Consider the following 21,257-nt stretch of genomic DNA (forward strand, 5'->3'; position numbering starts at 1 on the left):
GCGCGTCGGCGGACGAGGGGGCAGCTGGATATTGCTTAAGAATAGTCTTGGCGTTCATAGCTTTAGGCAATAAATACAGCGATATACAGCTTATACGCCTTGTTTTGTCAGACTAACCTGCATTCTCCACACAACGTTTTGGAGAAGCAAGCATGGCTTCCAGCAAGATTCTGCTCATCACGGGCGTCAGCAGCGGGTTCGGCCGGGCGCTGGCCGAGGAAGCGCTAGCCGCGGGCCACAAGGTGGCGGGAACGGTAAGAAGCGCACAGGCCAAGCGAGATTTCGAGTCCCTTTCGGCATCGTCCGCTTTTGGACGCATACTGGACGTTACCGACTTCGACCGCATTGACGGCGTGGTCGCGGAGATCGAGGCGAACATCGGCCCCATCGACGTCCTGGTCAACAATGCGGGCTACGGGCACGAAGGCGTGCTGGAGGAATCGCCGCTATCCGAGATGCGCCGGCAGTTCGATGTGAATGTGTTTGGTGCCGTCGCCATGATAAAGGCCGCCCTGCCCTTCATGCGCACGCGTCGGCGCGGCCGCATCCTCAATATCACGTCGATGGGTGGGCTCATCACGATGCCCGGGATTGCCTATTACTGCGGTAGCAAATTCGCGCTGGAAGGGATTTCGGAGAGCCTGGGCAAGGAAGTCGCCCCCTTCGGCATCTCCGTAACCGCCGTGGCGCCGGGCTCTTTCCGCACGGACTGGGCGGGACGCTCGATGACGCGGACTCCTCGCTCGATCCCGGACTACAACGCCACCTTCGACCCCGTCCGGCGGGCGCGGGAAGAAAAGAGCGGCAAGCAACTCGGCGATCCCGTGAAGGCGGCGCGCGCGATGCTTGCCCTGATCGCGGCGGATCGCGCGCCGGCGCATCTATTGCTCGGCAGCGATGCATTGGCTCTTGTACGCGCCAACCAGGCCGCATTGGAAGACGAGCGCCACGCTTGGGAGACGCTCACCGTATCGACGGACGGCTGAGTTCCTTGGCGCAGTTGCCGGCGAACCGAGGCCCGCCCGGTACAATTTCATCGTTCCCGTTCTCGACACCGGAGTCGCCCATGGCGCTGAAACATGCGAGTCCCTTGGAAGTCATCGACCTGTTTCATCGACAGCCACAGCCGTCCTTGGAACCGGAACCGCCCGTCAGCATCAGCCTGCTGCGCACAACCGAGTTGCAGCTGATCCGGCTGGTCTTGCCCGCCGGGCACCGAATGCCCTCGCATCACGTGCCGGGCGTGCTCACGCTCCAGTGCCTCGCCGGACGTGTCGATGTCGAAACCCCGGAACGCCAATGCACCCTCGCCGAAGGGCAGCTCGTCATGCTGCAGGGCGAAGAACCCCACAGCCTTCATGCACATGTGCCGGCCGTCGTGCTCCTGACCCTGGTGCACAATCCTCCGGGCGCCTGGCGCCCCAGGGACGCCGGCGACGAGGGCGCCTCCTGCGGCTAGATCATCCGCCGCGCCATCATCGCGCGGATCCTGCCGATGGCCCCGGACGGGTCCAGCCCTTTCGGGCAGATATCGGTGCAGTTCATGATCGTGTGGCAGCGGTAAAGACGATACGGGTCGTTCAGATTGTCCAGGCGTTCCGAGGTGGCCTGATCACGGGAATCGACGAGGAAGCGGTAGGCCTGCAACAGGCCCGCCGGCCCCACGTATTTGTCCGGATTCCACCAGAACGAAGGACAGGCAGTGGAACAGCACGCGCACAGAATGCATTCGTACAAGCCATTGAGCTCCTCGCGCTGCTCGGGGGACTGCAAGCGCTCGCGCTCGGGCGGCGGATCGCTATTGATGAGATAGGGCTTGATGGACTGGTACTGCGTGAAGAACTCCGACATATCGACGATCAGGTCGCGGATGACGGGCAGGCCGGGAAGAGGCCTCAAGACAATCCGCCCGGGCAGCTCGTTCAGATTCGTAACGCACGCCAGCCCGTTCCTGCCGTTGATGTTCATCGCATCCGAGCCGCAGACTCCCTCGCGGCAGGAACGGCGAAAACCGATGGAGTCATCGATGCCCTTGAGGTGCACGAGCAGATCGAGCAGCATCTTGTCGCCCGGGGCGACGTCGACCTCGAATGCCTGCATGTATGGAGCGGCGTCCTTGTCGGGGTCGTACCGGTAGATTTCGATTTTTCGGCGACTGGTCACGAAGCACTCCTTTGTTGGGAGCCCTGGCAGCCGAATCATCGTAGCAGAGAGGTCTGCAGACAAGCGCCTACCGTGGCAGCACGTCGCTCATAGTTTGCACGAATCGGTCGACGATATGGCCGATGTCCGCCTCGCTCGCAATGAACGGCGGCGCTATCAGGACGTGATCGCCCCGCACGCCATCGACGGTCCCGCCCATCGGGTACACCAACAGGCCGTTGTCCTTTGCCTGCGCCTTGAACTTCGCATGCGTTTTTCGCGCAGGATCCAGCGTCTCCTTGGTGGCGCGTTCCGCGACCAGCTCCACGCCAACGAACAGGCCTCGTCCGCGTATATCGCCAACGTTGGGATGATCCCGTAGAGCCGCATGCAATTCATTGCGCAGCTGCTCTCCTCGAGCGCGCACGTTTTCCAGCAGGCCGTCTTCGACGATCGTGCGCTGTACAGCCAAGGCCGCGGCGCAAGCCGTTGCGTGGCCGATATAGGTATGCCCATGTTGAAAGAAGCCGCTGCCGCCCACAATCGCGTCATAAATACGGTCGGTGCACAATGTGGCGCCTATGGGCTGGTAGCCTCCGCCCAGCCCCTTGGCGATCGTGACGAGGTCAGGCACTACACCATCTTCCTCGCAAGCGAACAAATAGCCGGTGCGTCCCATTCCCGACATCACCTCGTCCAGAATCAGCAGGACGCCATACTTGTCGCAAACGGCTCGGATCCTCTTGAAGTAATCCGCGACCGGCGGGACCGCGCCTGCGGTTGCCCCCACCACGGTCTCCGCGACGAAGGCCGCAACGGTGTCCGGCCCCAGTTCCACGACCTTTGCTTCCAACTCGTCCGCGAGACGCTGAGCGTAGGCCGCGTCCGTTTCTCCATCCAGGCGCTCGCGATACGCAAAACACGGCGACACATGATGTGCCGGCACCAGCAACGGCAGGAAAGGTTCCCGGCGCCAGGCGTTGCCGCCGATCGCCAATGCGCCCAGCGTATTGCCGTGGTAGCTCTGCCGACGCGCAATCATATGCCTGCGCTGGGGCTGTCCAATTTCGACAAAGTACTGCCGCGCCAGCTTCAGTGCAGCCTCGACCGCCTCGGAGCCGCCCGAGACGAAATACACATGATTCAGGTCGCCAGGCGCAGCGGCGGCAAGCAAGCTCGCCAGATCCTCCGACGTCTGCGTCGTAAAAAAAGAAGTGTGCGCGTAGGCCAGCTGCCCTACCTGTTCCTGGATCGCCCTGATCACCCGGGGGTGCCCATGCCCCAGGCTCGAAACCGCGGCGCCGCCGGAAGCATCAATGTAGCGCTTGCCGTTGCTGTCTATCAGTTCCATGCCTTGACCGGCCACCGCGGTGGGCAGGTCAATTTTTGGATTGCGATGAAAAACATGTGACATCTGGGGCTCCTGGACCGGCAACGGGTGGGGCCGGATAGGCCTAAATGAGCGGCGGCCGCGGCGCCTTTGTACGCTCGCGGCGCTACCGCACGAATGAAACGAGTATAGGCACGCTGGCACCCCAACGCAACAAATGAATCATTAAATTCTCACAAGAAACATTCGAATCTTTTTAAATCGAAATCCGGCGGGCATACGGGCGCACGCACACCCATATCCCTGCCAGGATCGTCTCGCTCTTTGTCGAATCTGCCTTCCGTGCCGACGCAGTCATGCCGGCGGCCATCGCCCGAATCAGGCTTCGGAACTCCCATGCCGTTGCGGCGGGATATAGGCGCCTGTCTGATGCAACTGGTCTTCACTCTGCTCAAGGGCCTTGATGGCGCCCTTGCCCTTCTTTGCCAGCAGCTGTTCTACCAATGCCTCGGAAAGCGCGACGGCAGCCGTGATGGAAGGAAAGAACGATGGGCTGTCCACGGGGAAAAGAAGCGTGCAATCGGCACGCAGTGCAATAGGCGCCACCGTGCTGTCGGTCAGAGCCACCACCCGGCAACCCGCCTCATGGGCGGCATCCGCCACGCGCAGGATCTCCATCGAGTACGGCGCAAAGCTCACCACGACGACCGCATCTTTTTTCGTCAATGAGCGCAAGTCCATCTCGAGAGTGCCAGCCTCTCCCCGTATCAGATGCACCGTTGGACGGAACAGGCGATACACATAATGGAACGAGAAGGCGACGGGAAAGCACGACCGGAAGCCCGCGACGTAAACATTGGCCGCCGAGCTGATCAAATCAACCGCGACGGAGATGGAATCCCCATTATTTCCGCCTGTTACGTCCAGATTGCGATGCTGCACTTCAAGCATCTCGGAAAGCATCTTTCGCGAACCGCTGACGCGTATGAGCGCCTTGGCGCGCTTTGTGTAGGGCTGCGGGCCGCCACGCACCGATTCGACGAAGAGCTCGCGCAGGCTCTGCCATCCGTCGAAACCGAGGAACTGGGCCAGGCGCACCAGGGTGGCAGGCTTGACCCCGGCCCCTGCCGCAATCTTGCGCATGGACAAGAGCGGGATCTCGCGCGGATGGTCGAGGAGATACCGGACCCCGGCCTGAAACTGCGAACTGTAACTGGCAAAGTTCTTTCGCAGATGGGTCAGCAGTTCGTCGAGGCTTTCAGGTGGCGTGGCGGATTCCGTCGTCTGCATGGTTTTGGCTGGTAGCACGGTAATGGTTGTTGGACAGCGAGGAAATTGTTGCACACCCTGACGTCAGCCAACCGCCGCCTGTTTCCGCATGGCCCTGCCCGCGAACATTCGCTCGTCAGCCTGCCGAACCACTCTCGGGCGGCGCGTTGAACGGATAAGTTGTATCGAGCGGCACCCGCCGATAGGGCAACAGCGTCAGGTCGGCCGGCCCCCAATCCGGGGTGTCTACGATGAGGATGTCCGCCGACACCGGCTCAAAATATGCGCGAAAATGGGTCTTCGAGCGTAAGACAACATAATCGAACTCGTTCAAGGACCGGCCAAACTGCGTCAGGCAATCATCGTCCACCGCAGTGCTAGGCAAGGACGTGAGGGACACCATTGCTTTGCCCGTGTCGATAACCACCGTATTTCCCAGTTCGACGACCCGCCCCGTGGAATATGGCCCAGTCGCCCGATACGTGACCCTCCCTGCTTGCACGACTTTCCCAGACAGGGTGACCGGGCCTCCTGCGCGCTCGTTGCTGTGGCTGCCCACCTGCAATTTCACATCCGCCCCCACCCCCGCCTTCATGGCTTCGGCCACTGCGGCTGGATCCCAGAGATATGGCACTGCCACCTTCGGCAATTCTTGGTCCAGCACGGCGCGCAGGACATACGTGGAGTCGTGCATCCGATCGGCGTGTTCGAGCAGGACGACAGGACGACGTCCCGAAGCGACCAGCTCTCTGGCCCTGTTGATGCCATTCTCGATGGAATAAACCAATTCGCGATGACTGAGCGCCTCGCGGTTTTTCAGAATCTGCGCCGAGAAATCCTCCGCAATAGCCAAAGCCCGGGCTTCATCGCGGTCGGTCACCACCACGACGGAAAAGCCACAGTTTGGTACGTCGGCATAGGAGAAGCCCGCGAAGACCGAGATATCCAGGTAGCTGTCGGAATTCTCCGCCTGGCGAATCGACTCCAGCACGATGGATTTAAGCGGCTCCAGCCCGGTAGCGCTGAAGATGCTTGGAACCATGACACCGGGCTTGATCAGAACCATCACCGGATCGATCTCGCCGCGCAATGTCCGGAACAAGCACTCGGCCGCGCGTTTGCCGGTCTGCCCCATATCGGTATGGGGGGAAAAATGGTATCCGAATACCGCCGAAGCCTGGGCAATCGTATCGGCATCCAGATTGGCGTGGTAATCGAGCGCGACCATGACGGGCACGTCAGGCCCGACGACCGCCCGAACGCGTTCAAGCGTTTCGCAATCCGCATCCAGCCGCGTCGGCGTGACCATTGCGCCGTGAAGGTCCAGAAGCACGCCATCGAGCGGCCCAGCCTGTTTCAGGCCCTCGATCAGGCTGTCGACGTAATGATCATAGACCTCGTCGCTTATCGGACCTGCGGCGCCGCCGTTAACCGCGAAAAAGGGCACGATTTCTGCATTCTCACGCTCGCAAACGTCGATGATCCCGCCTAGGCCGGTATTGGCTCCCCGCAGCGTCTCGACCAGCCCTGAAGCCGCGATCTCTACGGCCTTGCATTGCGCGAGCGTGGTGAGTTCGTCGATGAAGGTAACCGACTCCTGTAAAAACCCGGCAATGGCGATACGGTATTGCTTGGCTGCATTATGCGTGTTCATGCCTTGGATTCCTTAATCCTGGGATATAAATCGATCACGAATTGCCACCGCTGCCGATCAACGGCTCGCGGTGAGATAGCGCGCGTAGAGCTCGGGATCCCGGTCCGTCCATATTCCAGTGAACGCCCGGTATCGCGCGACCTCCTGCAGGTCGATATCCACGCGAAGCACGTCTTCCCTGTCGTGCTCCAGCGCGCCGATTACCCGCCCATTGGGCGCGACGGCGCAAGAACGGCCGAAAAAGCGATGTCCAGCCTGCACTCCCGCGCGATTGCAACTGAGGAAGAACACGCCGTTTTCAGTGGCCCGCGTGTAGGCTCGGTGTATGAACAGGCCTTCGTCGGCTACCGGTACGCCGCCCACCCCGGACGACGCCCATATGTTGGTAACGACATCTGCCCCTTGCAGCGCGAGGATTCGGGTTATCTCCGGAAAGCGGATGTCATAGCAGATTTGCATCCCCAATCGGCATCCGGGGCCCGGCCAGGTTCCGATCTGGTCGCCCTTCTTGAAGTACAGCTTCTCGTTGTGCCATTGATGGACCTTGACGTAAGCCCCCTCGATGCCTTGCGGCCCGATCAGCACGGACGCATTGCGCATCACGCCCCGCATCTGCGGATCGCGCAGCCCGAGCCCCAACACCAGGTAAGCACGATGCTTCGCGGCGAGTTCCGACAGGTTTCGTATTTCCTCGCCACCCAGTTCGGCGCACGCTTCCCACAACGCGAGGCCGAAATCGGGGACTTTGGCCTCGATGGCGCCCCCCGCCGCGACGGGCTCAACGTATCCCGTATTCGAAAGTTCGGGAAAGACAATCAAATCGGCGTCTTTCCCTTCCGCGTCGATCGCATCCGCCATGCGCTGGAAATTCCTGGCTGGATCCAGCGCCCGGGGTTCAAACTGCACCAGCGCAGCCCTGATCATGATGACTCCTCCACGAACCGCTGGCCGCGCTGGAAATCCCAATCGCGTCCTGGCGCGGCATTGATCAAGTCACGCGTGTACTGTTCGCGGGGCGTACGAAAAATATCCGAAGCAGCTCCGTATTCCACGACCTGGCCTCGCTGCATGACCATTATTTCGTCGCATATCTGCGCGGCGACCCTCAGATCGTGAGTAATGAACAATAGGGCCAGGTTTCTCCGGCTTTGGATGTCGGCCAGCAATTCGAGAACCTGAGCCTGAATGGACACATCCAGCGCCGACACGGCCTCGTCGGCCACAATCACATCGGGGTTCATCATCAAGGCCCGGGCAATTGCGATGCGCTGCCGCTGTCCGCCGGAGAACTGGTGAGGGAACCGGTCCAGGCTGTTTCGTGGCAGCCCGACCGTCTCCAGCAGTTCGCCCGCTCGCGCAACGGCGCTTTCACGGGCTTCTCCAGTGTTCAGAGGCCCTTCGATCATGCTCTCGACGATGCGCAGGCGCGGATTGAGCGAGCGGTTCGGATCCTGAAACACCATTTGCACCGACATACGCGCCTTGGCCAATTCCCGGTTGTGGCGCAGGCGTGCAATGTCTTGGCCATTGACCACGATATGACCATCGGAAGGATCCTCCAGGCGCAGTACGCAGCGTGCCACGGTGGATTTTCCGGAACCGCTTTCTCCGACGATGCCCAGCGTGCGCCCGCGCAAGAGCTCGAACTGGACATCGCGCACGGCATGCACGTTGTGTCCTGGCCGGCCCAGCAGCTTCGACAACGCCGAACGCATTTCGAAGCGCTTGTGCAGGCCTTTGACCTCCAGCACGGGCTTGCGGTCTCCCGCGCGCCGCGCCGCCCTGGGAGATAGCGAGGGAACGGCATGCAGCAGGTCTTTCGTGTAGTCCTTCTGTGGCCGGGACAGGACATCCAGCACGGGACCGGATTCTTCGAGGCTACCTCGACGCATGACGCAGACCCGATCCGCAATGTCCACCACCACGCCCATATCGTGCGTAATGAAGAGCACGGCCGTGCCTTGCTCAGCCTGCAGCTTCCGGATCAAGCTCAGGATCTGCTTCTGAGTCGTGACATCCAGCGCAGTAGTCGGTTCGTCTGCGATCAGCAGCTTCGGCCGGAGCGCCAAGGCCATGGCGATCATGACTCGCTGGCGCTGCCCTCCGGACAATTGGTGGGGATAGCTTGCATAAAGTCGTTCGGGATCCGGCAATTGAACGGACGCGAATGCCGCCAGCGCCGCGGCCTTGCGCTCGGCCGGCCTCATTTTTGTATGCGCGCAATACACCTCGTCCATTTGCAGGCCGATCGGCAGCACCGGATTGAGCGCAGTCATCGGCTCCTGGAATATCATCGCCATTGTCGAGGCGCGCAGCGCACGGGTGCGCTTGCCCGAGGCGGTGAGTATGTTTTCGCCGTTGAGCAACACGCTTCCGCCCGTTACTTCCAACTCATCCTTGGGCAGAAGGTCCATGGTGACAAGCGAAGTCACCGATTTTCCCGAACCGCTTTCACCAACCAGGCACACCGTCTCGCCCGGGTAGATATCGAACGAGATTCCCTTGAGGATTTCCGTCGGCTTCCTGCCGCAGGTCTGTACTCGCAGATCGCGCACGGACAGAACAGGAGATACATCAGTGTTCGTCGCCATCACGCGCGGCCCTTCATCTTCGGATCCAGGCGATCGCGCAAGGCGTCACCCAGAAGATTAATCGAGAGAATGCACAACGAGAGCACCACCGCGGGCCAATAGACCAGCCAGGGCTTCATTGAGAAATAGACCCGGCCTTCCGCCATGATGTTGCCCCACGTCGGAATTTCCGAACTGATCCCGACGCCCAGGAAGGACAGTGCCGCCTCGGTCAGAATTGCCGACGCATAGATATAGGTGCCCTGCACGACCAGCGGCGCAATGGTGGAAGGCAGCAGGTGGCGGCGTATCAGTTTGAGGTTGGGCGTCCCGAGCAGGATGGCTGCATCGACATAGGTTTCCGCGCGAGCGGCGAGCACGCGCGACCGGACAAGCCGGACCACCTGGGGAATCTCGGGCAGCATGATCGCCACGATCACCGTCACGATCCCGCCCTTGATCAAGGCAACCACGGCGATCGCCAGCAGAATCCCGGGGATGGCCATCAAGCCGTCCATCATCCGCATCAATATCGTGTCTACCGAACGGAACCAACCGGCCAATAGCCCCAGCGGAAGCGCCACGGCTATCGAGCCGACGGTCACCCCCGCGCCCACGAGCAACGACACCTGGGCGCCGTAGACCACACGCGAGTACAGGTCTCTTCCGAACGCATCCGTACCCAGCCACCAGATATCCGACGCCGGCTTCAATCGTTGAGCCGGGTTGATCTTGGTCGGCTCGAAATTAGCCAGCCAGGGCGCGGAGAACGCCATGATCACAATCAGCGCCAGGACAATCAGCGCCAGCACGGTGGTCCAATGGGGCGGGTTTTCCAGCAATCTGTGCCTGATTCCCCCTCGCGAGGGGGCCGTAGTAGCAAGCGCGCTCATTGGTATCGAATCCTTGGATCGGTGATCGCGTAAGACAGGTCGACCAACAGATTGATGACGACATACGTCCCGGCAGTCAAAAGAATGATCGCCTGGATCAGCGGGTAGTCGCGCGCCAGCACGGCATCGACGACCAGTCTTCCCAAACCAGGCACATTGAATACGGTCTCGGTCACCACCACGCCGGAAACCATCATGGCAAATCCGGTTCCGATCACGGTCAGGATCGGAATCGCCGCATTGCGCAATGCGTGACGAAACAAGACGGTGTATTCGGCGAGGCCTTTTGCGCGCGCGGTCCGCACGTAGTCCTCGCGCAGTACTTCGAGCATCGAGGCGCGGGTCATGCGGGCCACCAGAGCGATATAGATCGACGCCAATGCCAGCGCGGGCAGGATGACACGGTGCGCAAATTGCCCGAAGCCCGCCGAAATCGGACGATAGCCCTGCACGGGAAACCAGTTCATCCGGACGGCAAAGGTACCAATCAAGATGTAGCCGATCACAAAGATCGGCACCGAAAAGCACACGACAGAGAACACCATGACCGCCCGATCCACGAGCTTTCCGTGTTGCCATGCGGCCAGCACGCCGAGAGGGACGGAAATCAGCACGGTCAATGCAATCGCCACCAGCGCCAACGCGAGCGTCGGCTCCAGCCGTTGGCCGATCATTTCGATGACAGGCCGGTCCGAGATCAGCGAAGTGCCAAAGTCGCCGCTGAGGACGCTGGAAATCCAATGAATGAATTGCCGAGACAATGTGTCGTTCAGCCCGAGATGCTCCCTGATCGCGGCGATCTGTTCCGGCGTTGCCTGATCGCCCAGGATCATTTGCGCAGGATCCCCGGGCGCCAGGCGCAAGAGCAGAAATACGAATACGGCCACAAAGAGCATAACTGGCAAGGATGCCAGCACGCGCCGTAGAAAATAGGAAATCATGATTTACTCCATCGGCTCATCCGCAGAGGCGCCGCGATGCGCGGCGCCTCCGGCCGGGATTACTTGCGGATGTTCCAGAACAGGCTCAGCGGCCCTTCATTGGTGCCCTGTATGTTGCTGCGCCAGGCGCTGACCGAACGGTATTCGCCGCCGTTGAAGTAGAACCCTTCATCCCAGGCGATTTGCTGGATCTCCTTGGCAATCTGCTTCTGGCTTTCCAGGTCCAGCGCCACAAGGTACTTTGCTCGCAGCGCCTCGACCTGCGGACTGGTGCGCCAGCCCGCCCACACCTTGTCCTTGCCGGAACCGTCGATCAACGGATTGACCAGGGGATTCCAGATACCGGAGACGCCCCACGCCGTGAAGAACATGTTCCAGCCGCCCTCCGCCACGGGGGCCCAGGAGTCCTTGCGCGCCTGCAGCGCGCCCCAATCCATCGGCACCACATTGACCTTGAAGCCGGCCTCGCGCAGCCGCTCGGCCGCCACGATCGGCTGCGTGCTCAGAATGGCGTAGTCGCTGGGCTGCATGATCATGACGGGCGTGCCGTCATAGCCGGACTCCTTCAAAGCAGCCTTCGCCTTGGCCATGCGTTCTTCCGGAGTGCCCGCCAAATACTCGGCTCCCGCCTCGGAGGCCATCGGAACCGAGCACCCGTAAACGGACGGGCACGTCTGGTAGTAGTTGGCGTCGCCGATGGCGGTCTGCAGGAACTGCTTCTGATCGAGCGCCAGTACGGCCGCGCGTCTGACTTTGGGATTGTTGAACGGAGGCAGGCGGTGATTGAATTGCCCCGTGATCTGCGAGCCCAGCGTTACCAGGGTTCCGATCTTTATGTCCGGGTTGCCTTCAAGCAGAGGCAGCAGGTCAATGGTCACCTGTTCCACGAAGTCGACGTCCCCGGCCTGCAGGGCGTTGAGCGTGGTCTGCATATCGGGCATGCTCTTCATGACCACCTTATCGACATTGACCACCTTGCCGCCAGCCGTCCAGCTCGACGGCTCCGCGCGTGGCACGTAAGCCGTGTTCTTGGCATATACGGCCTGGTCGCCGGCGCGGAACTGTTTGGGCAGGAACTTGAAGGGCCCCGACCCGATCATTTCGGGTATCTGCTGCCCGGCAGGCGTTTCCGCCAGGCGCTTAGGCATCATGAATGCCGGAACCGGGGACGGCTTCGCCAGCAATTCCAGCACGTGCCCGAACGGCTTCGACAAGGTGATGACCAGTTCCTTGTCGGAAGTCGCCTTGATGGAGGCAACGTGTTCCATCATCACCCGGCCGGCGCCGTCGTTGGCTCCCCAGCGCTTCAACGATGCCACGCAGTCCTCGGCGGTGACTGGGGTGCCATCATGCCACAGCAAGCCATCCCGCAGCTTCAGCGTATAGACCATCCGATCGTCGGAGACGGCGTAGTCCGCCATTTGAGGCTGGGGATGAAACTTGGCATCCATGCCAAGCAATGTGTCGAACACCATGAAACCGTGCGTGCGCACGATTTGCGCTGTGCTGAGGATCGGATCGAGCACGCGCAGGGGAGCGGGGGGAACAACGGTCAACACTGTCTCGGCCGCCGACGCGGTGACGAACAGCGATCCGGCAAGCATTGCCAATGCAGCTAAACGGCCAATACTAAGAGGCTTCACCAATCTCTCCTGTCATGCTCAAAAATTGCTGCCCCGGGACGGCCGGGAAGCCGTCGAGTGGTTTCGCGAAATGTCCGCAGCCCTATGGACCTGCAAGGCCCACGCAACCAAACAAACGTTTCTTAAATACGAGAATAAAATACAGTTGTATCACCGAGGGGCACACTAAAACACGGCGGCACGGCGCGGCGCCATACAGACAAACCCTTGGGGCGCGCGCAGCCCTTCAGTAGCGGCCGAATCCGGAACCGCCCCTGTTCACAACATGTTTGATAGCGCGCGCCTGCAGGCCTAGCGCGGCTGAGCGGCCAGGTAGTCCTTCAAGGCCTGCACCAGCGCCGCGGCGGCGGGCGACAGGCTGCGGTTGCGGGCCGTGACCAGTCCGATGGAACGTTCAGCCACGGGGCCGATGAGCGGGCGCTGCACGATGCCGTTCTGCGCCACGGCGCCCGCGGCGATTTCCGGCAGCGCGGCGACGCCGAATCCGCATTCGACCATGGCGACGATGGTGGTCAGGTGTTCGGCTTCGAATGCGGGCGCGAAGCGGATGCGGTTCTGCAGGAAGGCCCATTCGGTGTATTGCCGCACGCTGCTGGGCTGCACCATGGACACGTGCGCGGCGTCGGCCGTGTCGGCCCAGCGCAGCGGTCCGCGGGCGCGGGCCAGCGGATGGGCCTCGGGGATCAGCAACAGGAAGCTGTCGGACATCAGCGGCACATAGTGCAGGTCGGCGTGCTGGGGGTCGGCGGCCGTGAGCGCGAAGTCCACCTCGCCCGCGCGCACCAAATCGAAGGCCGGCCCCGACAGGGTATCGCGCACCTTCAGGGCCACCAGGGGATGGGCCTGCCGGTACGCCATGAGCACGCGCGGCAGCAACCGCGCGGCCACCGAAGGCAAGGCGGCCACCGAGACCTGCCCCTGCTCCGCGTTGACGATGCCGCTGACGGCCGCCACGGCATCGCGGAACGCCACCTGCAGATTGGCGGCCTGCTGCATGAAGACTTCTCCTGCCGCGGTGAGCCGGACGGTGCGCGTGGTGCGGTCGAAGAGGCGCACGCCCAGGGCGTCTTCGATGCGCTGTACCTGCGTGGACAGGGCCGATTGCGACAAGTGCAGCTGCGCGGCCGCCTGGCGGAAGTTGAGCGTGCGGCCCAGGACCAGCGTCGTGTCGATATCGCGCATCGAAAGGTTGATCTGCATGGGGCTCGCCATCTTCATTGATCCGATTTAACGATCATTCTATCCAAAAAATCTGATTCATCAATCAAACGGGCTTCTCTACACTCGGCCCCAGCGTAGTTTCAGACAAGGAGCAAACCATGCAGACGGACGCGAAAGCGCTGCCCAATCCGGGCGCGGCGCACGCGGTGGTGGTGGGCGGCGGCACGATGGGCGCCGACGTCGCCGTGGTCTTGACCCGCGCGTCCTGCCGGACGACGGTGATCGAGTCGAACGCCCAGCGCGCGGCGGGCCTGCCCGCCCGCGTCGCGGAAAACCTGGACACCATCGGCCGCAAGGAGAACGCCGCCCTGCTCGCCACGGCGCCGGACCTGGACGACGTGGACTGGTCCACCGTGGACCTGGTCATCGAGTGCATCCCGGAGCGCCTGGACATCAAGCAGGCCTTGTTCGCCGACCTGGAACGGCGCGCCCGGCCGGACGCCATCCTGGCCAGCAACAGTTCCAGCTTTCCGATCAGCGCGATCAGCCAGGGCCTGGCCACCCGCGGCCGCATGCTGGGCCTGCATTTCTTCATGCCCGCGCACCTGGTGCCGCTGGTCGAGGTGGTGCTGGGCGAGGCCAGCGACTCCGCCTGCGCGGACACGCTCATCGCCTTCATGCGGCGCTGCGGCAGCGTGCCGGTAAGGGTGGGCCAGGACCTGCCCGGCTTTCTGGCCAACCGGCTGCAGCATGCGCTGTCGCGCGAGGCCTTCGACCTGATCGACCGCGGCATCGCGTCGCCGGAGGACGTGGACGCGGCCGTTCGCTTCGGTTTCGGCTTCCGCTTCCTGGCGGCCGGCCCCGTCATGCAGCGCGACCACGCGGGCATCGACGTGCACGCCGCCGCCGGCGCGACCATGTATCCCACCTTCTGCAACGCCGACCATCCAGCCCGCTGCCTGACCGAGCGCGCGCAGGACGGCCGCCACGGGATGAAGGCCGGCGAAGGCTTCTATGCCTGGACGCCCGAGACCATCGCGGCCGAGCGCGCGCGCTATGACCGGCTGCTGCGCGCCGGCCTGGACCTGATCGCTCCCGAATTGCCGGAGATCCAGCCATGAGCCCGCAATACCGGAGCGCAAAGCACGCAGACAGTCCGGTGGGCGCCGCTCCCCTCGCCCGCGCCGCGCTGGCCGATTCGCCCGTCATCGTCACGGTGGCGCCCAACGGCGCCTACAAGAAGGCCGCCGATCATCCGGCCGTGCCGCTGACCGCCGACGCCCTGGCGCGCGAGGCCCGGGCCTGCCTGGACTCGGGCGCCGCCATGATGCACATGCACGTGCGCAAGCCCGACGGCAGCCATCTGCTGGACGCGCAGGCCTACCGCGACGCCCTGGCCGCCGTGCAGCGTGCCGTGGGCGACGAATTGCTGGTGCAGGTGACGAGCGAAGCCGCCGGCGTCTACAAGGCGGCCGAGCAGATCGCCCTGGTGCGCGAGCTGCGGCCCGAGGCAGTTTCCATCGGGCTGCGCGAGATCGCGGTTCCGGATATTCCGGAGACGGAGCTGGCGGCCTTCCTGGCCTGGATCGCCGAGCGCCGGATCATGACGCAGATCATCCTGTACGACGAAGCCGACGTGCAGCGCTGGCTGTCGCTGCGGCAGCGCGGGCTGGTGCCGCCCGGCGCCTGGTCGGTGCTGTTCGTGCTGGGCCGTTACAGCGCGGGCCAGACCTCGTCCGCCTACGACCTGCTGCCCTTCCTGGCCGCGTACGACCAGTCGCTGCCCTGGGCCGTCTGCGCCTTCGGCCCGGAGGAGAACGCCTGCGTCACCACCGCGGCGGCGTTCGGCGGCCACATGCGCGTCGGCTTCGAGAACAACCTGAAGCTGCGCGACGGCAGCCTCGCGCCCGGCAACTCGGCGCTGGTGCTGCAGGCGGCGCAAGGCGCACAGGCCCTGGGCCGGCCGCTGGCCACGGCGGCCGACGCCCGCCGGATCTACGGGGCGGTCCGTTAGGATCCCCCGCGCGCGATCCTTGCAGCGGCCGGCGGATCTTCGGAATCCGCCGGCCTTTTTTTGCCGCCGTTTCGTGCCGTTGCGCATCGCGCAGCGCCTGGCGCGGTTTGCCGTGCCGCAACATTGACGCCGCTCAAGGCCATCTGCTAAAAATCTCGACATCCGCACGTTAAACGCAATGCCCCAACGTCGTAGCGAGGTGGTGTGTGCAAAACGAGTCTGATGGCTATACAAAGCCGCAGGAACTCCGGAGTTTCCTGTTCCTGACGGCAGTCATGGCACCCGTCCTGTCGGTCATCATCGTGGCGGGCTACGGTTTCCTCGTCTGGTTCTATCAGATGCTCGCCGGCCCCCCCGGCAGCTGACGCGACGCAGCGGAACCCCTCCCATGCCAGCCCTTCCCCATTCCGCGCCGCCTGCGGCGCCGCCGGAGCTGCACATCGCCAGCCTGGTGGTGCACGCTGCGCCGCGCCGCCTGTCCGGCGTCCGCGAGGCGATCCTCGCCATCGCCGGCGCCGAAATCCATGGCGCTTCCGACACCGGGAAACTGGTGGTCACCCTGGAAGCATCCTCCACCGACGACATGATGGCCCGGATCTCGGAGATCCAGCGCCTGGATGGCGTGCTGGCGTCGGCGCTGGTCTACCAGCACGCCGACACGCTGGACGCGATGAACGAGGAGATTGACGATGGCAATGGCTCGTAGAGACTTCATCAAGCAATCCGCCGCGGCCGCGGCCGCCACCGTGGCCGGCATTCCCATCGTCGGCTATACGCAGAACATCGTCACCGAATCCGAGGCCGCCAAGCTCAAGTGGTCCAAGGCGCCCTGTAGGTTCTGCGGGACCGGCTGCGGCGTGAACGTCGCGGTGAAGGACAACCAGGTCGTGGCGACGCACGGCGATTTCAACGCCGAAGTGAACAAGGGGCTGAACTGCGTCAAGGGCTACTTCCTGTCCAAGATCATGTACGGCAACGACCGGCTGACCACGCCGCTGCTGCGCATGAAGGACGGCAAGTACGCCAAGGACGGCGAGTTCGCGCCGGTGTCCTGGGACCAGGCCTTCGACGTCATGGCCGAGCAGTTCAAACGGGTGCTCAAGGACAAGGGCCCCGAAGCCGTGGGCATGTTCGGCTCCGGGCAATGGACGGTCTGGGAAGGCTACGCCGCGCTCAAGCTGATGAAGGCAGGCTTCCGGTCCAACAACCTGGACCCGAACGCGCGCCACTGCATGGCTTCGGCCGCAGTGGGCTTCATGCGCACCTTCGGCGCCGACGAACCCATGGGCTGCTACGACGACATCGAAAACGCCGATGCCTTCGTGCTGTGGGGCTCCAACATGGCGGAGATGCACCCGATCCTGTGGACCCGCGTCACCGACCGCCGCCTGTCGGCGCCCAAGACCAAGGTGGCCGTGCTTTCCACGTTCGAGCACCGTTCGTACGAACTGGCCGACCTGACCCTGACCTTCACCCCGCAGACCGACCTGGCGATCCTGAACTACATCGCCAACTACATCATCGAGACCAAGCGGGTAAACCGGGATTTCGTGGACAAGCACACGGTGTTCCACGAAGGCAACGCGGACATCGGCTACGGGCTGCGCCCCGACCATCCCCTGCAAAAGGCCGCCAAGAACGCCGACAAGGCCGGCGGATCCCGCCCCATTACCTACGACGAATTCGCCAAGTTCGTCTCCAAGTACGACCTGGATTACACGTCCAAGTTGAGCGGCGTGCCCAAGAAGCAGCTGCAGGATCTGGCCGAGCTCTATGCCGACCCGAAGGTGCGCGTCACCTCGTTCTGGACCATGGGCTTCAACCAGCACACGCGCGGGGTGTGGGCCAACAATATGGTCTACAACATCCACCTGCTGACGGGCAAGATCTCCACGCCGGGCAACAGCCCGTTCTCGCTGACGGGCCAGCCGTCCGCCTGTGGCACCGCGCGCGAAGTGGGTACGTTCTCGCACCGGCTGCCGGCGGACCTGGTGGTGACGAACCCCAAGCACCGCGCCCACGCCGAAGAACTGTGGCAGCTGCCCGACGGCACCATCCCCAGCAAGGTGGGGGCGCATGCCGTGCTGCAGAACCGCATGCTCAAGGACGGCAAGATCAACGCCTACTGGGTGATGGTCAATAACAATATGCAGGCGGCCGCCAACCTGATGAACGAAGGGCTGCCGGGGTATCGCAACCCGGAGAATTTCATCGTGGTGTCGGATGCCTATCCGACGGTCACGACCATCTCCGCCGACCTGATCCTGCCCGCAGCCATGTGGGTCGAGAAGGAAGGCGCCTACGGCAACGCGGAACGCCGCACGCAGTTCTGGCACCAGTTGGTCAACGCGCCCGGCCAGGCCCGCTCCGACCTGTGGCAGCTCATGGAATTTTCCAAGCGCTTCAAGGTCGAGGAGGTCTGGCCCGCCGACCTGCTGGCCAAGAAACCCGAATACCGCGACAAAACCCTGTTCGACGTGCTGTTCGCCAACGGCAAGGTCAACCGGTATCCGAACACCGAGCGCGCCAAGGACTACGCCAACCAGGAATCGGAGGCCTTCGGCTTCTACGTGCAGAAGGGCCTGTTCGAGGAATACGCCGAATTCGGCCGCGGCCATGGCCACGACCTGGCACCTTTCGACACCTACCACGAGGTGCGCGGCCTGCGCTGGCCCGTGGTCAAGGGCAAGGAAACCCTGTGGCGCTACCGTGAAGGCAGCGATCCCTACGTGAAGCCGGGCGCCGGCTTCGAGTTCTACGGCAACCCCGACGGCCGCGCCGTGATCTACGCCCTGCCCTACGAGCCGCCGGCGGAATCGCCGGACAAGGAATATCCGTTCTGGCTGTCGACCGGGCGCGTGCTGGAGCACTGGCATTCCGGCTCCATGACGCGGCGCGTGCCGGAGCTGTACAAGGCGTTTCCCAACGCGGTCTGTTTCATGCATCCGGACGACGCGCAGGAAATGGGCCTGCGGCGCGGCGTCGAGGTGGAAGTCGTGTCGCGGCGCGGCAAGATGCGCACGCGCGTGGAAACGCGCGGACGCGACAAGCCGCCGCGCGGCCTGGTCTTCGTGCCCTGGTTCGACGCCGGCCAGTTGATCAACAAGGTCACGCTGGACGCCACCGACCCCATTTCGTTCCAGACCGATTTCAAGAAGTGCGCGGTCAAGATCGTCAAGGTCTGAAAGGCGAACCGGAGACAGCCATGAACCTACGCGCCCTCACCCTCAGCTTGTGCGCCGTCCTCGGCTCCGCCGCCTGGGCGGCGCCCCCGCTGGAAGTGGAAGACCCGATGCGCGGCCCCACCCCGGTCGCGCAGGAAACCGATCCTCCGCTGATCAGCCCGATCGAAAACAAGGACATCAAGCGGATGCGCACGTATTCCATGCAGCCGCCCACCATCCCGCACAAGATCGACGGCTACCAGATCGACAAGAACTTCAACCGCTGCCTGTCCTGCCACGCCCGGGTCAACACCGAGGAAACCCAGGCGCCGCCCCTGAGCGTGACCCACTATATGGACCGCGACAGCAACGTGCTGGCCGAGGTGTCGCCGCGCCGCTACTTCTGTGTGCAGTGCCACGTGCCGCAGTCTGAGGCCAAGCCGCTGGTGACCAACACCTACCAGGACATCGACGTGATCCTCAAGCGCCTGACCGCTCCGGCGTCCGACAAGAAGTAAGGGACGGGAGGCTGCCATGGTCAAACTCATCAAGCGCTACTGGAACATCGTCCGCCGGCCCAGCGTGCATTTCAGCCTGGGCTTCCTGACGGTGGGCGGGTTCATCGGCGGCATCCTGTTCTGGGGCGCCTTCAACACCGCCATGGAGCTCACCAATACCGAGAAGTTCTGCACGGGCTGCCACGAGATGCGCGACAACGTGTACGCCGAACTCAAGGGCACGATCCACTTCACCAACCGCTCTGGGGTGCGGGCGCTGTGTTCGGATTGCCACGTTCCGCACAACTGGACGGACAAGATCGCGCGCAAGATGCAGGCGTCCAAGGAAGTGTGGGGCAAGATCTTCGGCACGATCGACACCCGCGAGAAGTTCGTGGACAAGCGCCTGGAACTGGCCCAGCACGAATGGGCGCGTTTCAAGGCCAACGATTCGCTGGAATGCCGCAACTGCCATAACTACGACTACATGGACTTCACCCGCCAGAGCGTGCGCGCGCAGAACATGCACTCCACCTACCTGGCCGACAAGAGCAAGACCTGCATCGACTGCCACAAGGGCATTGCCCACAAGCTGCCGAACATGCCGCCCGGCCAGACCTCGCTGGCGCCCGAGCCGGCGGGGACCGGCAAAGAAGTCGCGCATGCGGCCCGCTGACGCGCCGCCGCCGGTCCTCGGCGCGCGCGGGCTGGTCAGCCGCCGCGGCGGTCCTCGGGGCCTCGCCCCGGTGGACTTCGAACTGCATGCCGGCCAGCTGCTGCACGTGCGCGGCGCCAACGGCAGCGGCAAGACCAGCCTGCTGCGCATGCTGGCCGGCCTGTTGCGGCCGCTGGCGGGCAGCGTGCTCTGGCACGGCGGCGACGTGCGCCGCGCGCCCTCGGCCTATTTCGCCAGCATGGCGTTCCTGGCGCACGGCAACGGCCTGTGCGGCGAACTGAGCGCCGCCGAGAACCTGCGTTATGCCTTGCACGTCGCAGGCACGCCGCAGCCGGAGCCGCGCATCGCCGAGACGCTGCGCGACTGGCGCCTGGACGGCTGCGCCGGCCTCCCCGCCCTGCGCCTGTCGCAGGGGCAGAGCCGGCGGCTGGCGCTCGCGGCGATCGTGCTGGGCGGCAAGGCCCTGTGGCTGCTCGACGAACCCGACGCAGGCCTGGACGCGGCCAGCCTGGAGCAGCTGCGCGCGGCGCTGGATGCCCATCTGGCCGCCGGCGGGGCCGCCGTGGTCGCTTCGCACCGCGAACCCGGCACCGCCGCGGCCCACACCCAAACCCTGGACATGGATGACTACGCGGATGCTGGCTACGCTGTCGCAGTTGGCGTTACGTGAGATCCGGCTGGCTTGGAGACGGCCGGCGGATACGCTGGGCGCCACGCTGTTTTTTGTCGTGGCGGGCGCGATGTTCCCGCTTGCGGTCGGGCCCGACCCCGCGCTGCTGCTCGCGATCGGGCCGGGCGTGCTGTGGGTCTGCGCGCTGCTGGGCATCCTGCTGACCCTGAACCGCCCATTCGCGCAGGATTACGACAACGGCGCGCTGGAGCAATTGCTGGTGTCGCCGCATCCCTTGCCGCTGCTGGTGGGCGCCAAGCTGGCGGCGCACTGGTTCAGCAGCTGCCTGCCGCTGATCCTGGCGAGCCCGGTGCTGGCCCTGCAATTCGGCCTGCCGCCGCACGCCATCGGCATCCTGGTCCTGTCCCTGCTGCTGGGCACCCCCACGCTGGCGCTGGTGGGCGGGCTGGGCGCGGCGCTGACGCTGGGCCTGCGCGGCGGCGCCCTGCTGCCGCTGCTGGTCCTGCCGCTGTACGTGCCGGTGCTGATCTTCGGCGCGGGCGCGGTATCGGCCACGCACGCCGGCCTGGGCGCCGGGCCGCAGCTATCGCTGCTGGGCGCATGCCTGTGCCTGGCCATCCTGCTGTGTCCGTGGAGCGCCTCGGCGGCGCTGCGCGTGGCGCTGGACTAGGG

Annotated in this window: 21 protein-coding genes; 11 read left to right on the plus strand and 10 right to left on the minus strand. The window is 63.8% G+C overall.

From position 1 onward, the window contains the following. Window positions 1–152 precede the first annotated feature (152 nt). Complete coding sequence (locus AGI3411_RS22535; RefSeq protein ID WP_129529558.1) at window positions 153–986, plus strand: oxidoreductase; 834 nt, start codon at window positions 153–155, stop codon at window positions 984–986. A gap of 80 nt (window positions 987–1,066) precedes the next feature. Further along, a complete protein-coding gene (locus tag AGI3411_RS22540) occupies window positions 1,067–1,459 on the plus strand; it encodes an AraC family ligand binding domain-containing protein (RefSeq protein ID WP_129529559.1) in 393 nt (130 codons plus the stop codon). On the opposite strand, the gene AGI3411_RS22545 is transcribed toward AGI3411_RS22540, so the two are convergent. From AGI3411_RS22545 to AGI3411_RS22590, 10 genes are all read right to left on the minus strand, one after another. Then, window positions 1,456–2,163, minus strand: coding sequence for a succinate dehydrogenase iron-sulfur subunit (locus AGI3411_RS22545; protein WP_244240427.1), 708 nt, complete (start codon window positions 2,161–2,163; stop codon window positions 1,456–1,458). The genes AGI3411_RS22540 and AGI3411_RS22545 overlap by 4 nt on opposite strands. A 67-nt stretch (window positions 2,164–2,230) precedes the next feature. Continuing rightward, window positions 2,231–3,556 (minus strand): aspartate aminotransferase family protein, encoded by a 1,326-nt coding sequence (locus tag AGI3411_RS22550; protein WP_129529560.1) that lies wholly within the window; start codon window positions 3,554–3,556, stop codon window positions 2,231–2,233. A gap of 294 nt (window positions 3,557–3,850) precedes the next feature. Next, entirely contained in the window at window positions 3,851–4,762 is a 912-nt protein-coding gene (locus tag AGI3411_RS22555; RefSeq protein WP_129529561.1) for a MurR/RpiR family transcriptional regulator, read from the minus strand. A gap of 115 nt (window positions 4,763–4,877) precedes the next feature. Beyond that, a complete protein-coding gene (locus AGI3411_RS22560) occupies window positions 4,878–6,395 on the minus strand; it encodes a M81 family metallopeptidase (protein WP_129529562.1) in 1,518 nt (505 codons plus the stop codon). 57 nt (window positions 6,396–6,452) lie between these two features. After that, window positions 6,453–7,319, minus strand: coding sequence for a carbon-nitrogen hydrolase family protein (locus AGI3411_RS22565; RefSeq protein ID WP_129529563.1), 867 nt, complete (start codon window positions 7,317–7,319; stop codon window positions 6,453–6,455). Beyond that, window positions 7,316–8,986, minus strand: a complete 1,671-nt coding sequence (locus tag AGI3411_RS22570) for a dipeptide ABC transporter ATP-binding protein (RefSeq protein WP_129529564.1) — start codon at window positions 8,984–8,986, stop codon at window positions 7,316–7,318. Before AGI3411_RS22570 ends, AGI3411_RS22565 begins: the two co-directional genes overlap by 4 nt. Beyond that, a complete protein-coding gene (locus tag AGI3411_RS22575) occupies window positions 8,986–9,777 on the minus strand; it encodes an ABC transporter permease (protein WP_244240428.1) in 792 nt (263 codons plus the stop codon). The genes AGI3411_RS22570 and AGI3411_RS22575 overlap by 1 nt, the downstream gene beginning before the upstream one ends. Before the next feature lie 77 nt (window positions 9,778–9,854). Then, window positions 9,855–10,799: an ABC transporter permease gene (locus AGI3411_RS22580; RefSeq protein ID WP_129529566.1), complete on the minus strand. Its 945-nt coding sequence runs from the start codon at window positions 10,797–10,799 to the stop codon at window positions 9,855–9,857. Window positions 10,800–10,858: 59 nt separating this feature from the next. Beyond that, window positions 10,859–12,442 (minus strand): ABC transporter substrate-binding protein, encoded by a 1,584-nt coding sequence (locus tag AGI3411_RS22585; RefSeq protein ID WP_208748158.1) that lies wholly within the window; start codon window positions 12,440–12,442, stop codon window positions 10,859–10,861. 291 nt (window positions 12,443–12,733) lie between these two features. After that, window positions 12,734–13,642, minus strand: coding sequence for a LysR family transcriptional regulator (locus AGI3411_RS22590; RefSeq protein ID WP_129529567.1), 909 nt, complete (start codon window positions 13,640–13,642; stop codon window positions 12,734–12,736). Between the two features lie 119 nt (window positions 13,643–13,761). Between AGI3411_RS22590 and AGI3411_RS22595 the strand changes: the two genes are divergently transcribed. From AGI3411_RS22595 to ccmB, 9 genes are all read left to right on the plus strand, one after another. Beyond that, on the plus strand, window positions 13,762–14,724 hold the full coding sequence (locus tag AGI3411_RS22595) for a 3-hydroxyacyl-CoA dehydrogenase family protein (protein ID WP_129529568.1): 963 nt from the start codon (window positions 13,762–13,764) through the stop codon (window positions 14,722–14,724). Further along, window positions 14,721–15,617, plus strand: coding sequence for a beta-keto acid cleavage family enzyme (locus tag AGI3411_RS22600; RefSeq protein ID WP_129529569.1), 897 nt, complete (start codon window positions 14,721–14,723; stop codon window positions 15,615–15,617). The genes AGI3411_RS22595 and AGI3411_RS22600 overlap by 4 nt, the downstream gene beginning before the upstream one ends. Window positions 15,618–15,823: 206 nt before the next feature. Continuing rightward, entirely contained in the window at window positions 15,824–15,982 is a 159-nt protein-coding gene (gene napE / locus AGI3411_RS22605; RefSeq protein WP_129529570.1) for a periplasmic nitrate reductase, NapE protein, read from the plus strand. 23 nt (window positions 15,983–16,005) lie between these two features. Next, the gene (locus AGI3411_RS22610) at window positions 16,006–16,323 is read left to right on the plus strand and encodes a chaperone NapD (protein ID WP_129529571.1); all 318 of its coding nucleotides are present in this window, start codon (window positions 16,006–16,008) and stop codon (window positions 16,321–16,323) included. Further along, window positions 16,307–18,802, plus strand: coding sequence for a periplasmic nitrate reductase subunit alpha (gene napA, locus AGI3411_RS22615; protein WP_129529572.1), 2,496 nt, complete (start codon window positions 16,307–16,309; stop codon window positions 18,800–18,802). The genes AGI3411_RS22610 and napA overlap by 17 nt, the downstream gene beginning before the upstream one ends. Window positions 18,803–18,822: 20 nt before the next feature. Then, window positions 18,823–19,299: a nitrate reductase cytochrome c-type subunit gene (locus AGI3411_RS22620; protein WP_129529573.1), complete on the plus strand. Its 477-nt coding sequence runs from the start codon at window positions 18,823–18,825 to the stop codon at window positions 19,297–19,299. Window positions 19,300–19,315: 16 nt separating this feature from the next. After that, window positions 19,316–19,954 (plus strand): cytochrome c3 family protein, encoded by a 639-nt coding sequence (locus AGI3411_RS22625; RefSeq protein WP_129529574.1) that lies wholly within the window; start codon window positions 19,316–19,318, stop codon window positions 19,952–19,954. Next, window positions 19,941–20,624 carry a heme ABC exporter ATP-binding protein CcmA gene (ccmA, locus tag AGI3411_RS22630; RefSeq protein WP_129529575.1) on the plus strand — a complete coding sequence of 228 codons (684 nt, stop codon included), beginning with the start codon at window positions 19,941–19,943 and terminating at the stop codon, window positions 20,622–20,624. Before AGI3411_RS22625 ends, ccmA begins: the two co-directional genes overlap by 14 nt. After that, window positions 20,590–21,255 (plus strand): heme exporter protein CcmB, encoded by a 666-nt coding sequence (ccmB, locus tag AGI3411_RS22635; protein WP_129529596.1) that lies wholly within the window; start codon window positions 20,590–20,592, stop codon window positions 21,253–21,255. The genes ccmA and ccmB overlap by 35 nt, the downstream gene beginning before the upstream one ends. Window positions 21,256–21,257 lie beyond the last annotated feature (2 nt).

Origin of the sequence: Achromobacter agilis (assembly GCF_900496965.1) — a bacterium.
In the GTDB taxonomy this organism is placed as follows: Bacteria; Pseudomonadota; Gammaproteobacteria; order Burkholderiales; family Burkholderiaceae_B; genus Achromobacter; species Achromobacter agilis.